The organism is Longibacter salinarum, from assembly GCF_002554795.1.
GTDB classification, from domain to species: domain Bacteria; phylum Bacteroidota; class Rhodothermia; order Rhodothermales; family Salinibacteraceae; genus Longibacter; species Longibacter salinarum.
In genome coordinates this window covers 69,382-82,771 of record NZ_PDEQ01000009.1, presented here as the reverse complement: position 1 = coordinate 82,771, position 13,390 = coordinate 69,382, and the positions used below count along the sequence as shown (strand labels likewise).

Sequence of the window (13,390 nt, the reverse complement as noted above, 5' to 3'; positions counted from 1 at the left end):
AGTTATCCGATGCCAACACCAGCGACCTAAGCGTACCTAAGACTCAATTCTGTCATGCCGTAGGTGGTAGGGTGACTCGGTCATTTGTATTAAGGACAGTGATACCTTGATACATACTCTGAGATAGAGCTGGGCGACGCGTGGCCTTTCAGGTGTTTGGGCATTAGTGGTACGTGGCTTCGGCTCTGTCGAGTCCACGTATGTCGCAATACCGCCCACGGGATTATGCATGCTAAGCTTCTTCTCGTCGTTGTCCTTTTGTTGCCAGCATGTACCACGACAGACGCTGTTCGCATCGACGAATCAAAACGGTACGCTCCGTCCGAATCGGTGGAAATACTGAGCGAGCCGCCACAAGAGCCGTACGAAGTGATTAGTATGCTGGAGTCCCGCGGTTCGGTCGGACAATCGCTCCCCGACCTACTGAAGAGCATGAGAGAGCGTGCCCGCGCCATGGGAGCTGACGCCATCATTCCCACTCAGGAACGAAGTGAGCATCAAGAACCGGGCTTCATCTATAATGCTCTGATTGGGGGTTATCAGTCGCTTCCAGGCGGGAGAGTACCGATTCTCAGAGGGTATGCAATCATATATGAACGAAACAAAGAACGGCGGGCCAGTGCATTTACTTCACGGATGATTTCGGGGGGCGTTGCTGCAAACAGTTTGCCTGTTGCCCTCGGAGGCTACGGAGGCGAATTATGGGTAGGCCATAGCCGGTTTCGGGCTGTCGCGGAAATATACAGTTTGCAGATTCCCAATGTCTTTTTGCGAGATGGCTTTCAAGACGGTGAGATTGATTTAGCGTATCGGCTGACGGGTAATTATTTTCCTACTGGCCAGTTGGAGGGCTTTTACGCCACCACTGGCTTTGAATACGCCATAAACAGTGTCGGATATGAGAGTACTACTGCTAGGGGAGAATGGGAGTCCCTCTTCGTGTCGGTGGGAGTGGGCCATCTATTGAGTCTCAACCGATATCTTCATGTCGATGCCCGATTGGCCTTGAACGCACGTTTAACTGGTGAGAACGAAGTAGACGTTGGGCGAATCGTGTTTAAACCGGACACTGTTGCTCCTGCAGGCTTTCTCGGCTTGGGCTTTAACTTTTAGACTGAGAATTTATCGCGTGAGCAGGTTGATCGATCGAAATATTGCGCTGCGTGCCTAAATCGGTTTGCCACCTCATCAGGCCGATGTGGTTGTGCGTAAGAATACAGGTCGGGCCCCTGCTGGGAAATGTCTTCCTCCCAAGTTAAAAAACGCCGCTATGTCCGACCTCGTGCCACAGCTCCGCTCGACGTTGCCTCCTGTGCTTGCAGATGCCAGTGAGCAGGCCGGTCGTCGGGTGATCGAGTTCTTTACCGCGGAGATCCGCAACAAGAACACGAGGAAGGCCTACGGCCGGGCCGTGCGCCAATTCTTTGATTGGGCATCCGCTCGGGGCCTCACGCTCAAGGCCATCGAGCCCGTCCACGTCGCGGCGTACGTCGAGGAGGACGATCGCTCTGCGGCAACCGTCAAGCAGCACCTGTCGGCGATCAGCCGCCTCTTCGACTGGCTGGTGACCGGGCAGGTCATCAAAGACAACCCGGCTGCTCCCGTGCGCCCTCCGAAGCTGGTGGTGGAGTCGGGGAAGACGCCGGTGCTTACGGCGGGCGAGACGCGGGAGCTGATCGACTCGGTCGTGGAGGACGCCTCAGACGTAGGGCAGCTGCGCGATCGGGCCATCATCGGGGTGATGGTCTACACGTTCGCCCGCGTGTCTGCGGTGGCCCGTCTGGACGTCGGGCACTACTTCCAGGCCGGTCATCGCTGGATGCTTCACTTGCAGGAGAAAGGAGGAAAGCGGCGGGACATCCCCGTCCATCACAAGGCCGGCGAGTATCTGGACGCCTACCTTGCGGCCGCCGGTTTACACGGAGAGCGCGATGCACCTCTCTTTCAGTCGTTGAAGGGGCGCACCGGTCGACTGACCGGACGTCGACTGCAGTCTGACAACATCCTGCAGATGGTGAAGCGCAGGGCCCTGGACGCCGGGTTCGATCCCGACCAGGTCTGCTGCCATACGTTTCGTGGCACCGGCATCACGACGTACCTTGAGAATGGTGGGCAGCTTGAAACCGCCCAGCATATCGCAGGGCACGCGTCTGCGACGACCACGAAGCTCTATGATCGCCGGAGCCAGAACGTGCAGCAAGAGGAGATCGAGCGCATCCGAATCTAGCGTTACTGCAAGTTTAGCGGGCTCCGAGAAAGGCGTCGATATGACTCTTTTAAGAGGCGCCGTGGGCCGGTCTGCCCGTTGTCATTTATTTGATTCCATAAGGCGGTATGCCGATGACCCGTGTACAAGCATTTATTTGGGGAAGTATCTGCCTTGGGGTGTGCTTTACGTTTATCGGCTGTCAGCTTTCGCGAATCGACGAAACTGCGTGCGACGACTCAGAGTGGCGCTACCTGCTGGAAACCTATCGCTACCTGGAGCGCTCCGACACGATCGACGTGTTCCTCGAATACCATGGGGCGACGGAAGACACCCGGCGTACGGTTTCCCAGAAAACCCGGTACACGTTTAGCACTCACAGTTTTTTGCCGGCACTGTGCGCTCACACCACGGCTGAAGACTTGAAGAGGTGTCTGGTGGGTCCCTCATCTGATGTGATCGATCGTGCCTATGAGCGGAGCGAGGAGGTTTTGGGTCGGTTGGAGCAGAGCATCGACTCGACCCGGAACGTGGCGGCCGACCACCGACAACAGCTAAAATGCCTCGACCAGAAAAGCTCGATCGGCCTCGTCGACTATACACACTACGCTAAGCGGGACTCTGCGGTCACCGTCAGGTTCGGACCCATCTTCTATCCGTCGGACGACCAGCGGGACGTGTTGCCCTACCCGATCTACGTGACCGGGGAAATTGCCTACCATCGCAATTACCTGTACGAGCCGCACGTTTGGACGGACTTCATGGTAGGTATCGACTCGACGGGCACCGCGCGGCAACTGTACATCCATCCAGCCAAACCGTACAGTCTAGTTGACAGTCTAAAGCACCTTAATTAAAAAGTGATGCGGTAAAAGCATTCCCTGAGAGCGACTGTAAGCTCGATATCCTGGCGAATCCATCAACGTATGCATATTTACGTGCGGTGTCTACTCTTTTTAATCCTCGTTTTGCCGCTTCAGGCCTGCGGGCAAACGTCCGCCCCTCCGGATATTCCCGAGGGAGCTATCGCATTCAAGAATGACCCCGACGTAGGTGCTACGTCCAGTTCCGATGAACAGGATATCTTCGTCCTCGAACCGGATTCGAACCGTGTCTGGCGGTTGACGAACAACAGCGTGCCCGAGTTTTCACTGAGCTGGTCGCCGAACGGGCGCCGCCTCCTCTATTTGATCGATACGAAGGGTTCGCCGAGCCGTATCGATGGCAGTCAGCAAGGGGATCGTCGCATTGCCGTCATGGATCTTCAAGACCTCTCCGTAGAATACCTCGACCTTTTCTGGGCGCGTCCGGAGGGGCCTGACATAGAGCGCGACCATCCCTGGATTGAGCGGGTTGCCTGGTCGCCAACGGACACGTCGACGTTTGCTGCCGTCGTACGGATTGACCGCAAGCGCGAAGGGGCCATTGTCGCGAAGACATCGTACTCCGTGATCCTGCTCAACCAGTCCTCACGATCGGTACGAACGCTCGCGGAGCCCAGACTTCCTCCGTACCGGCTATTCTGGTCGTGCGATGGGACGAAGCTTGCATACCAGGATCCCCGGTCTCGAGAACCACGGGTGTTCAACACGAAGACCGGCGAACAAATATCTCTACCGACGTCGAAAACGGAATCCAGCCCCGATAACCCCGTCGGAGTGCATGGTTGGACGCCTGATGGGACGCAACTGCTCGTTGGCGACCGAACGTCCACATCAACGTTTCCCGTGTATGGTGCCCACCTGTCTAACAAGAGCTGGAGGCAACTGGCGAACCTGGACGGTGACATTAGCGACGTGCAGTCTGTTTCTGCCGAACACGGCGCCAGTGGATCCTCCACGGCCCTGGCCATACTGAAGCCCGTTGGCCCGGACGGCTACGACGACATATGGATGTATAATACGCAGCGCGAGAGTTACCACCCAATCACGAACGACAGGGGGAGGAAGGGCGAAATCACACCGTACATTGCTCCCTGCGGATCCAGGCTGAGGTAGAGGGCAGCACGCGCATCCCCTTAACGAAGGCCCGACGGATCTACTCTGGCCCGAAGGAAAGCGTCGATCTGGCTCTTCTTGAAGAGGCGCCGCGGGCGTGTCTGCACGGGCTTCAGGTCGCCGGATGCCACGAGCTTCGACAGCGTGCGCATCGAAACCTGGAGGAAGTTGGCGAGCTGCTCGGCGGTCCACAGGCTATCGTCGGTGAGGAACGGGTAGCGCTGCAGTGTCTCCTGCACCTTCTGGTCAACGACCTTGCTGAAGGCGTCTTTCGAGATTTCCTGATCGGACGCTGATGAATGAGGACGGCGGACGGCATCATGCCGCCCGCCGCTTTTGGTGACGCGGGTCATGGTGAGGGTAGTGAATGGAAGGGATTTGGCGATGGTAGGGGTTGGCTACCCGACCTGGGCGTGTGCGTAGGCCTTGATCGTCTCGCGATCGAAGCGGCGCTGGCCACGGATCCAGATCGGGGCAATCTCGCCATCGGCGATCAAGTGCTCGACGGTTCGCTTGGAGACGTTCAGGTACTTGCCTACCTCCTTTACCGTCCACAGGGGCGGCAAGGGCGACTGGCTCGCTACGTGCTGAATGCGCTCCTCTACGGCCCTGTCGATTGCAGATTCCATCGCTTCGGGCAGTACGGGCAGCGTGCTCTCACGCTGCGTATGAGGCTCCACGGGTTCGTGATGGTTCATGCTCAAGAGGATCTTGAGCTAAGAGCGTCAGCGTGATGCTTCTTGATTAAGCCGACAGCTCCGTGATGCCGTTCTGCTTAGCTGGCACCACCGTTCGGGATTGAGTTACCCCATGGATAAGAAATCAGGAGCAGATTTTTGAACCGGATCAAATTTGTGTTTTCCGGTCAGGTAAGCGCCGTTTGCTGACGTTAAGGCCGAATCACTGAGCCGTCCCAGCTTAGTTGATCGAGCGAGGCCTCAAGCCGAACCACCGAGCCTCTTCCTCCTTTTGCGCCCTAAAGGATCCCGCTTTGCCTCAATAGAGATCCGAGAAGTGGAAGTCTATTACAGAGCTGGTCCGGCACCGCTTCCCTCAGTCGTTAGACATTTTCACTTAAAACACTGTATTTATAGTCGGGTCCCTGTGCTAATCAACAACGTCTATGAAATACGAAGTTAAGCCTCGGTCTTCTGTCGAAGGCCCTTATACCGTTGATGAACTCGTCAACCTCCTTGGTCAGTTAAAACTCGGTCGGAAAACCCCCTGTCGGCCGGCAGACGGATCCACGAGACGGTTCCGACCTCTTGAGACGGTCGTTCCGGACGCAGTACAGCGTCATCAATCTCGTCGCGAGGAGCGGCTTCAAGACAGTCACCGGAACATTGAGACTGTCAGTACCCCCTCCCTTATGGTTACTACCGAGGCCGTGCTCCCTGACCGTCAAGTTGAGCGTCGGCTCGGAATAGTGACTGCAGAGGTTGCCATCGGTCTGAACCTATTCAAAGATGTTTTTACTGTTGCTCGCGATATCGTAGGTGGGCGAAGTGAGACGATCCAAAATGCCTTCTCCGAAGCGAAGGAGACCGTTTTAGAGGAAATGCAGTCAGAAGCCCACGATTTGGGCGCAAATGCGATCATCGCGATTGATTTCAAATACAGCGAGATCTCCAGTGGTCGATCGATGCTTCTTATGGTTGGCGTGGGAACCGCGGTTCGGCTTCGTTCAGTCGACGCGAATACCACAACGAATGAGTAAGGGGAACAGGCTTTACAACCTTAATACGTGAGTAGGGAAATCCACGTGTAACAGGGCCTCGGTCTTGCACACTTTATTTCGTTAATAACCGTCGTTTTCAAATGCGCGTACCGATCTACATGGCGCCTCGTATCGCCATAATGTTCTTTCTGATCCTTCTAATTGCTGAAACGCCGTCTCTGGCCCAGGTATCGGTAATTCCTCCAGACCCACCAGAGGTAGAGTTTCTACAAAATAAAACGGATGAGTTTACCGGGGAACGGATCGTTCAGACGAAGCCCGTTGATGTTGTCGTAGAGGAGCAGGCAAAACCTGTCATACGTAATGCCTCAGTATCTATCTTCCACAACGATGGCACCAGGTCGATTGTCCTTTCGACAAGATCAAGTACATGGGCACTTCTAAATGTGGAGAAAGCCTATTTTTTGGTGGACGGTGAAAGACATGAAGGAAAGGTTGTACAAGCTGGTACAGAGACGCGGGGTCCGGGAGTTGGAGAACAAAATGCAATCATGCTCAAACCGGAAACAGTAAAGAAGATCGTTGATGCTGAAACGGTTCGCATGAAGATAGGACGCTATGTGCTTGATGTTAGCTCGGCGGTTGATAAAGAGATGGATGCGGTGGTCGACATAACAGAGTAGGTGTATTGTCAGCGTAAGATGTGGGGGCGACTAGGTGCGCTCATGGCAGCAGTCCGGGAAATTCCCGACCCACGAGACCAGGTAACATGCACGTCATGTGTCGCCAAGCGTAAACTGTGTTGAGCTTTGATGGCCGTACAGTTCCGTTCATTAATTAGCCTAAGGTAGTGTATCGGCACAGCTGTCGTAATTAGGGCCATTACGTTCCCGGTCGGCTTCTGTGACGGAAGGACTTAATGGCACTCGGTCAGACGGTGTCATGCCTACGTGTGATCGAAGGTTAGTCAAGCCTAAGTACCGCTCGTGCCGCCTGTGCGCACTTAAGCGTGGCCACTACGTCCCGTTCGCAGTACTCCTGCATCTGTTCGATCCGGCCCTCCTCGACCGCATCGGCTACCTTGCTTCCGTCAAAGCCGTCTTTCGGGCTGTCGACGTAAAGATGCTCGCAGAGATCAGCCAGGCTGTACGAGGCCGGCCACAGGTTGCACAGGTCCGTGTGCGGCCGGTTGTTGTAGGGATACGTGTCCGTCAGGTCGCGCCGCGTGGGTGATACATCGCGTCGGGCCGAGCGGGCTAGGAGGAAGGGGACGTCGAAACGCTTGCCGTTGAACGTCACCCACGTGACGCCGCGGGAGAAGCCGGCAACGGTGCTCCAGAAGTCCAGGAACAGGTCCACCTCGTCGTCTTCTGTTGCCGCGGTCCAGCTCACGGGATCGTTTACCTGGCCGTCCAGCGTCCCGCTCACGGCGCTGATGCAGCAGATCCAGCCCAGCAGCGGGTGCGTGCTCCGGACCAGGCGGCAGCGGTCCTCGTGGTCCAGGTCGGGCTTCTTTCGCTCGCTCTGCCTCATCTCCGTCTCGTAGCGTTCTTTCTGGGTATCCGTGAGGGCAGAGAGGGGCTGCGGGCAGGTTTCGATATCCCAGGCTACACAAACCATATCGGGAGCCGTCACTGTGGCCGGTGAACGAGTACGTGCGGTGCAAGATAAGGCACACGCAGTATTACACATATCATGAACATATGCGCGTTCGAATGATCGTACAGCGTGTGGAAGCTGTCCCGGTCTCTTTAGGCCATGGATGATGAGGCTCGGGCGCTTCCCGCTGTAAGGAGCGGTCAATGGCTTCCTTCCCCGGGTGAATGCTTCCGGGGGTACGAGGCAGGGGGGATGCGGGAATCAGGTAAGGGGGATCAAATGGTTGGTGTGCTTGTAAGCCCTTGTGTTGTGTTTTGAACTTGATTGCAGAAACACGAAGGCACAGTCTTCTCCTCCGGTCTCGTCAACTGGAGTATTCTGTGATCGACAACAAGAAGGTGGCCCCGCCATTGCGCAGGGCCACCTTTTCTGTTTTCAGGAACTGTAGTGTTAGTAGGAACGGTGCTTACAGCCCCATGGATGCTAAGTTGATGGGGAGGCGCCGCTCCAGGCGGCGATGGTGCTTTTCAGGGAGGCCTTTCAGTGTGAAGGGAAGCACGTCGAGGACCGACCCTTCGCCATCCAGAAGGGCGATATACGGGGTGCGGCCCTTGTACACGAGGACGGCCGGGACGGCGTCCCGAAGCTCTTGGGGAAGATCCAGATCGGTGCCGGGCAGAGACATGCCCTCCGTGAGCATCGCAAGGAAGGCTGCGGCCTGCTCTTCGGTGCAGGTGCGTCCGTGGTACAGCCGCGCCAGCCGCGTCGCAACCGCCCGTCCGACGACGTGACGGTGTCCGTCGGATAGGATCCTCTGCCTCTGCTTGTACGGCAAGGAGGTGAAGATCTTCAGGCAGGACTTCATGTCGCGTGTGGACATACGACCGATCGCCCGGACGACGTCTTCGATGGTCGAGTCACCGGATAGGTTGTAGGTCTGGCGAAGGCGGTGGGCACGAAGCCAGAGGGATGGGGGTAGCCAGTTAGGGAATGGCATAGAGGAAGGGGTTTCAAGATGTCAGAGAACAGGGTGGAGCCGCGCTGAGGATTCGGTCAGCACGGCTCCGTTCATGCCTATGGTGCCCCCTTCCGTCGGATTTTTGCGGGTTTTCCCGGTGCCCGTCATTCGTTGTTCAGTAAACCATCCCAGCTGGGACGGTCGGATTTGTGCGATTCGGAAAATCGTCGTGGTCGTTCATCCCAGCTGGGACGGTTTTTCGCAGGGCCACTTCTCCACAAGTCGGAAGCGTCCGGTCAAGGAGCTTCTTCAGCGTGTCGCCCAAGGCCATCATTTCCGAGCCGTCCGGGCCGCCGACGAAGATGTCCTCGCCGTCGATCAGGAAGGTCGTGTCGCCATTCGTGATCGTGGCCTTCGAGCCTTTCTCGATGTCGATCGTCCAGGTCGGGTTCGTGATCTCGATCCGGCCGGTGGGCTCGATGCGGGCCGTCATCTTGGACTCGTCGTCCTGCGCCACATCCAGCTCGTAGGCCGTCTTCTCGAAATCGCCAATGCGTTCGGTGACGGTGACGCCTGCGCGTTTCCAGAGCGTCTCTGAGACGACGCCTTCGCGGTTGCCGAGCTTGTGGTCGAAGGTGACATCCTCGCCCATCTCGATGTGCTCCTCGTGCGCGAGCGTGCCCTCGGTGAAGAAGCCCCAGCGGCGTTCGTGGGTGACGTCCTCCGTCTCGATGGCGAAGCTGTGGATGATGCCCTGATCCCAGCCCACCACTTCCTCGAAGCCGATCGACTGCTCCAGGTCCTGCATCAAGGTGTAGCGCATCCGGCCGTCCGCGGCGCCGATCCCTTCTTGGAAGCGGTGCGTGACCGTGCTTCCGTCGTCCGGATCGCGGTTCTCGACAACAAAAAAAGAAAGGTGCTTCGACTTCGGGTTTAGCGGGCTCACTTTGTCCGAGTCCGTCTGATTCCCGAGCGTCCAGATGATGTTGGGCGCCGCATCGCCGTCTCGGTAGAGGAAACGGCTGTTCACCATCAGCTCCCGAAAGCTGACCTCCGCTTCGTCGTCTTGGATCAGCCGATCGTGGCTGAATGGGGAGTAGAGGCGCTCATGGTTGCGGGTTGTAAGCCGCGCGGTCTGCGTGGATGGGAGCAGGGTCAGGCGTGCCCACGGGGAGGCCATGAAATCGGTCAGGCCCGTCTGCGTGCCGAGCCAGTGGCCGCCGTGCTCCATCGTGTACTCTAGGTCGCCCGGGGCACCCCACTCGCCCATCGATTCGTCCGGAGCCTCGTCGGGCGTCGTGCCAACCAGGAAGGCCCGATCGTAGGGCGAGCGTGCGTCGTACAGGACCACACACATCGTATTCGATCGGGGCGTGATGCGGAACCCACGCCCGGCGTTGGACATGCCGGGAGAGGTCAGGCGCACCTTCTGGAGCTGGCGGCCACTGGCGGTTTGCACCTTGCACCACCCTTTGTCGGGGTGCACGGATACAATCCGGCCTTCCTCCATTCGCATGTCGCGCTCGTACGCGCCGAGCGTTGTCGCTCCTGCTGGGACGCACCGCCTCCCCCGGAGTTGTTCTATATTACAGTTCCCGCTCGTAGACAATCTCTCTATTATCATTGCGAAGGATAAAGCGAGACTTGTGAGCTTTTGCACCTGGAGTAAACGCAGTTGGCTTTTCGTCGTCTGGCTGGTCGCTATCGAGCCGCTGGTTGAAGATGTCCCCCGACGTCCGCTCTGGGGGATGAAAGTGCATCACGGGAGGAATGTCGAGATCCTCTGTAACGAGTTCCTGATTGGAGAACCACTCCACACTTCCGTCGATGCACACTTCTGATTGAACATGGTCGCTTCTCAGAAGAATGCCTTCCCGCCCATCGGGAAGTCGGATGGCTTCCCCTTCCTTCTTAGCGAGTTGACGATGGATCACGCGGTCGAGGTGTTTATCGAGACAGAAAGCGTCGTCGCCGGCGTTTTCGCGAGCCACATCGGAGCGAAGAGCGACCTGTTCAGTGCTGTTGAAGCCAAACCCTTGGCTCGCACTGTACCATCTGGTTTTGGGAGGTGCCAGGTTTGTACGTCTGGAGGGGCGAGTTAGTGTTTTCGCGCAGTAACCGACCCAATTCTGGAGTGACTCTAAAGATGTCAACGTGTCCAAACAGGCACTGCAACCGGCACCCTTCCTCGCGAAATACTTCTCGGCGAGTTCCGGAAAGGAGCCTTTGCTAGGCTCCTTTGGTTTGGCAGCCATGACGTAGTGGTAATGTGGGATCGTTTTGTCCCTGCTCCCATGCTCGCCATCCGTGTCCTGCTCGCTGTCCCACTCGAGGTAGCGGAAAAAGATAAATGGGGCGCAGAGGCGCCTGAACTTGTCGATAAGGTATGTATGGACATCTGCAAGGTGCGGCAGCCACAGGCGATGGTTAAAAGTGTCATCGAAGTACCCCGGACGGATAGAAAGCGTCAGCCCGAACCGCGCCTCGTGTTCATGAAGTAGGCGCATGTTGTGGGCAAAGTGGCATCGTCGCAGCCAGGGCCCGCATTCCGGACAGCCTTTTGTTCCACAGCGAGTCCATACGGTACCGGGATTTACTTCACCCGTGTTGGGGTCTATTTTGTCGAATTTCCTGAGCGTAGCGCGCGGACAAGCGTGAGGTAGTTCATGTGCATCATAGGGGGCGTTCATTGGGAGGGTATGTCAGCGGATACCGGGACATCAAAGCGTGACTCCGCGCACACGCATGCAGCGCTCTGGCTGCCATGACCGGCAAGGCCCGATGTGGGCAAGGGTTGAGCGTTCTTCGCTCGTTAGACAACCTCGGGGATATTCTCCGAACAATTTGATCCGCCCCTTCCTCTGCCAAAAGAGACGGGTCCGTTACAGTTAGGGGACCGTCCCAAGTGGGATGGCGCTGGGACGGTAGGACCATCTTTCGATGTGAGACGCCCTGAGTGGCTTCAATGGGCGTTCTGCAAGACAAAACCCCTCCGACGACTACGGAAGGGGTTTTCTTTTTAATTGCCGAAATCAGCTTAGCGTGTGGTGTAGCTCAATCACATGACTCCACACTCATAGCCCTCTCAAGCATTTAACCATGAGCGTAGCCACGCAGACCCGTTTACAGTCCATACGGAAGATCGACAACCGGTACTTCGCCTACTTCTACAATCCGCAGAAGGACCCGGCCCGGAAGTCCTTTCCCCTGGGTACGACGCGGAAGAGGGTGGCAGAGAAGAAGGCACGCAAGCTCGAGGAGGAGGTGGCCTCGGGTGAGCTTGATCCATGGAATCCAAACCGCACAACAGGAACGGACAATCCGACCGTCGAGCAGGCGGTCAGCCTGTTCATGGAGACGCGCCAGAGGCTCCGGCCCGCGACGATCAAGGCGTATCGGTCGGCGATGAATACGCTTCTCCTGGTTCTCCCGGTCGGGTTAAAACTGAGCCACGTCACGGCCGACCAGGTAGACAGCGTCGTGCAGGATGGCGACGTACGGGAGAGTACGAGAGCCTATCGCTACCGGCACCTCCGTACCTTCTTCAACTGGGCAGAAGAAGAGGGGCACATCGAGTACAACCCGATCAACGACGTCCTCAAGCCGAGGCCCGGAAAGCGAGTCCCGGAGTTTCTGACGGAGACACAGGTCGACGCCATTCTTGAGGAAATCCAGCGAGACTACGAGGCAAAGCGCGAGAAGGGGGAAGTCCAGGAAGGTCAGATCGTCTGGCTGAAAGACGTGGTAGAAATCGCCGTGCACACCGGACTCCGTGCCGGCGAAATCGTTCACCTACGTTGGCACGACGTGGATCTGGAGACGGGATACATCACCGTCCGAAACGTGGATGCCTCTGGTGCTGAGGATGGCTTCAGAACGAAGAGCGGCCACGAGCGCAGCGTTCCGGTGGTCGGCCGAGCAGAGCGCGTTCTCGAGCGTCTGGAGGCGAATCATGAAGGGACAGGCGACGCATACGTCTTCCACGGCTACCGGGGAGACAAACTCAATGCGACCTACATGTCCAAGCAGTTCAAAAACTACGTCCGGGAGGCTGGGCTCTCTGACCGCTTTCGCTTTCACTCCTTACGCCACACGTTTGCTTCATGGATGGTGCAGCGTAAAGCCTCCATAGCTGTGGTAAGCAAAGTCCTCGGTCACAGCTCGACGGAGGTCACGCAGAAGTACGCTCATCTGATACCGAGCGCGTCGAAGAACGTGATGGAGGAGGTGTTTGGGGACAAGTAGTGGGCAGGAGGATGCGGCCAGCCACTATTTATGTCGAGACACAGAGGAAAACTCGCTTCTGGACATTGTCTAGATAGTGTGCGTAATTCCATAAGCCTTCTGGATAGCACTCATTGCGCTAATGTCGCATCAGCGTCGCTGAGGACCGATTTAGTCCGGATAGTTTTTGCTATCCCGAAGCCTTCCGGATAATTATAATGTTATGCTGCTCCACCGTGAAAGTGTGTTATGGCCGGAGAAACAGATGAGAAGGCGAGCCGATGGCGGAGCCTTTGGAAGTTCTTCGCGAGAACCTTTGGTATTTGCCTCTCAGCCTTGTTGATTCTTCTGTACGGACTGGGTTGGGGGGATCTGATCGCCAACGGAGAAGTCGAGGTGACGGGCATACAGTCGATCATTCGCGCACTGCCCGAGTCGTTCGTCTACTTTGTGACGATCCTTCCGTATTGGTGGGCTGTGCTCCTTGGACTTCCGCTGATTTTGGCCGTCGTGATTTCCTCTGTAGCCATTGTCGTGAAGATGCTCCGGGGTGGTACGCAATCCAATCATTCAGCAGCATAACCCGCACTGCTGCCGACGACGGGCAGCGGCTAATTTCCGGCGGTAGCGTTTCGGCTGCTGGCGCTATACCTTTTCCTGCCCGTCGCGGCAGAGTTCCTCCGTTATGCATAACGGAAGTCTCCGTAATCCTCCGATCGACACACAGG

15 protein-coding genes are annotated in these 13,390 nt (G+C 57.0%); 9 read left to right on the top strand and 6 right to left on the bottom strand.

The genetic code is table 11. The annotated features are described in order from the left end of the window. The first annotated feature begins 225 nt into the window (after positions 1 to 225). From CRI94_RS15480 to CRI94_RS15465, 4 genes are all read left to right on the top strand, one after another. Positions 226 to 1,113, top strand: coding sequence for a hypothetical protein (locus tag CRI94_RS15480; protein ID WP_098077956.1), 888 nt, complete (start codon positions 226 to 228; stop codon positions 1,111 to 1,113). A gap of 157 nt (positions 1,114 to 1,270) precedes the next feature. Then, positions 1,271 to 2,227: a tyrosine-type recombinase/integrase gene (locus CRI94_RS15475; protein ID WP_098077953.1), complete on the top strand. Its 957-nt coding sequence runs from the start codon at positions 1,271 to 1,273 to the stop codon at positions 2,225 to 2,227. 434 nt (positions 2,228 to 2,661) lie between these two features. Further along, complete coding sequence (locus CRI94_RS17550) at positions 2,662 to 3,063, top strand: hypothetical protein (protein ID WP_179862350.1); 402 nt, start codon at positions 2,662 to 2,664, stop codon at positions 3,061 to 3,063. Between the two features lie 111 nt (positions 3,064 to 3,174). Beyond that, positions 3,175 to 4,203: a TolB family protein gene (locus CRI94_RS15465; RefSeq protein ID WP_179862349.1), complete on the top strand. Its 1,029-nt coding sequence runs from the start codon at positions 3,175 to 3,177 to the stop codon at positions 4,201 to 4,203. 20 nt (positions 4,204 to 4,223) lie between these two features. Here the strand turns inward: CRI94_RS15465 and CRI94_RS15460 are convergent, their stop codons facing one another. Both CRI94_RS15460 and CRI94_RS15455 read right to left on the bottom strand, forming a co-directional pair. Further along, positions 4,224 to 4,556 (bottom strand): helix-turn-helix domain-containing protein, encoded by a 333-nt coding sequence (locus CRI94_RS15460; protein WP_098077943.1) that lies wholly within the window; start codon positions 4,554 to 4,556, stop codon positions 4,224 to 4,226. Positions 4,557 to 4,601: 45 nt separating this feature from the next. After that, on the bottom strand, positions 4,602 to 4,883 hold the full coding sequence (locus tag CRI94_RS15455) for a helix-turn-helix domain-containing protein (protein ID WP_179862348.1): 282 nt from the start codon (positions 4,881 to 4,883) through the stop codon (positions 4,602 to 4,604). Positions 4,884 to 5,572: 689 nt separating this feature from the next. Between CRI94_RS15455 and CRI94_RS17765 the strand changes: the two genes are divergently transcribed. Beyond that, complete coding sequence (locus CRI94_RS17765; protein WP_179862347.1) at positions 5,573 to 5,920, top strand: YbjQ family protein; 348 nt, start codon at positions 5,573 to 5,575, stop codon at positions 5,918 to 5,920. A 119-nt stretch (positions 5,921 to 6,039) separates the two neighbouring features. Further along, positions 6,040 to 6,564, top strand: coding sequence for a hypothetical protein (locus CRI94_RS15445; RefSeq protein ID WP_143815441.1), 525 nt, complete (start codon positions 6,040 to 6,042; stop codon positions 6,562 to 6,564). 280 nt (positions 6,565 to 6,844) lie between these two features. Here CRI94_RS15445 and CRI94_RS15440 read toward each other — a convergent pair whose 3' ends face one another. The 4 genes from CRI94_RS15440 to CRI94_RS17545 all read right to left on the bottom strand — a co-directional run bounded on the left by CRI94_RS15440 (position 6,845) and on the right by CRI94_RS17545 (position 10,429). Beyond that, positions 6,845 to 7,516: a ribonuclease H-like domain-containing protein gene (locus tag CRI94_RS15440; protein WP_245846224.1), complete on the bottom strand. Its 672-nt coding sequence runs from the start codon at positions 7,514 to 7,516 to the stop codon at positions 6,845 to 6,847. Positions 7,517 to 7,946: 430 nt separating this feature from the next. Next, complete coding sequence (locus tag CRI94_RS15435) at positions 7,947 to 8,477, bottom strand: hypothetical protein (protein ID WP_098077930.1); 531 nt, start codon at positions 8,475 to 8,477, stop codon at positions 7,947 to 7,949. A 136-nt stretch (positions 8,478 to 8,613) separates the two neighbouring features. Continuing rightward, positions 8,614 to 9,954 carry a hypothetical protein gene (locus CRI94_RS15430; protein WP_143815440.1) on the bottom strand — a complete coding sequence of 447 codons (1,341 nt, stop codon included), beginning with the start codon at positions 9,952 to 9,954 and terminating at the stop codon, positions 8,614 to 8,616. Between the two features lie 70 nt (positions 9,955 to 10,024). Next, the gene (locus CRI94_RS17545; protein ID WP_143815439.1) at positions 10,025 to 10,429 is read right to left on the bottom strand and encodes a hypothetical protein; all 405 of its coding nucleotides are present in this window, start codon (positions 10,427 to 10,429) and stop codon (positions 10,025 to 10,027) included. Between the two features lie 303 nt (positions 10,430 to 10,732). Here CRI94_RS17545 and CRI94_RS17540 point away from each other — a divergent pair, with 303 nt between their 5' ends. From CRI94_RS17540 to CRI94_RS15415, 3 genes are all read left to right on the top strand, one after another. Beyond that, positions 10,733 to 10,939, top strand: coding sequence for a hypothetical protein (locus tag CRI94_RS17540; RefSeq protein ID WP_143815438.1), 207 nt, complete (start codon positions 10,733 to 10,735; stop codon positions 10,937 to 10,939). 598 nt (positions 10,940 to 11,537) lie between these two features. Then, the gene (locus CRI94_RS15420) at positions 11,538 to 12,683 is read left to right on the top strand and encodes a tyrosine-type recombinase/integrase (protein WP_098077924.1); all 1,146 of its coding nucleotides are present in this window, start codon (positions 11,538 to 11,540) and stop codon (positions 12,681 to 12,683) included. A 315-nt stretch (positions 12,684 to 12,998) separates the two neighbouring features. Next, positions 12,999 to 13,244: a hypothetical protein gene (locus tag CRI94_RS15415; protein ID WP_143815437.1), complete on the top strand. Its 246-nt coding sequence runs from the start codon at positions 12,999 to 13,001 to the stop codon at positions 13,242 to 13,244. Positions 13,245 to 13,390: the final 146 nt, after the last annotated feature.

Bases quoted from the DNA above. Each gene is read 5' to 3' on its own strand.
- CRI94_RS17765 (WP_179862347.1), top strand. From the start codon at position 5,573: ATGGTTACTACCGAGGCCGTGCTCCCTGACCGTCAAGTTGAGCGTCGG.
- CRI94_RS15460 (WP_098077943.1), bottom strand. From the start codon at position 4,556: ATGACCCGCGTCACCAAAAGCGGCGGGCGGCATGATGCCGTCCGCCGT.
- CRI94_RS17540 (WP_143815438.1), top strand. From the start codon at position 10,733: ATGCTCGCCATCCGTGTCCTGCTCGCTGTCCCACTCGAGGTAGCGGAA.
- CRI94_RS15420 (WP_098077924.1), top strand. From the start codon at position 11,538: ATGAGCGTAGCCACGCAGACCCGTTTACAGTCCATACGGAAGATCGAC.
- CRI94_RS15430 (WP_143815440.1), bottom strand. From the start codon at position 9,954: ATGCGAATGGAGGAAGGCCGGATTGTATCCGTGCACCCCGACAAAGGG.
- CRI94_RS15475 (WP_098077953.1), top strand. From the start codon at position 1,271: ATGTCCGACCTCGTGCCACAGCTCCGCTCGACGTTGCCTCCTGTGCTT.
- CRI94_RS15435 (WP_098077930.1), bottom strand. From the start codon at position 8,477: ATGCCATTCCCTAACTGGCTACCCCCATCCCTCTGGCTTCGTGCCCAC.
- CRI94_RS15445 (WP_143815441.1), top strand. From the start codon at position 6,040: ATGGCGCCTCGTATCGCCATAATGTTCTTTCTGATCCTTCTAATTGCT.
- CRI94_RS15480 (WP_098077956.1), top strand. From the start codon at position 226: ATGCATGCTAAGCTTCTTCTCGTCGTTGTCCTTTTGTTGCCAGCATGT.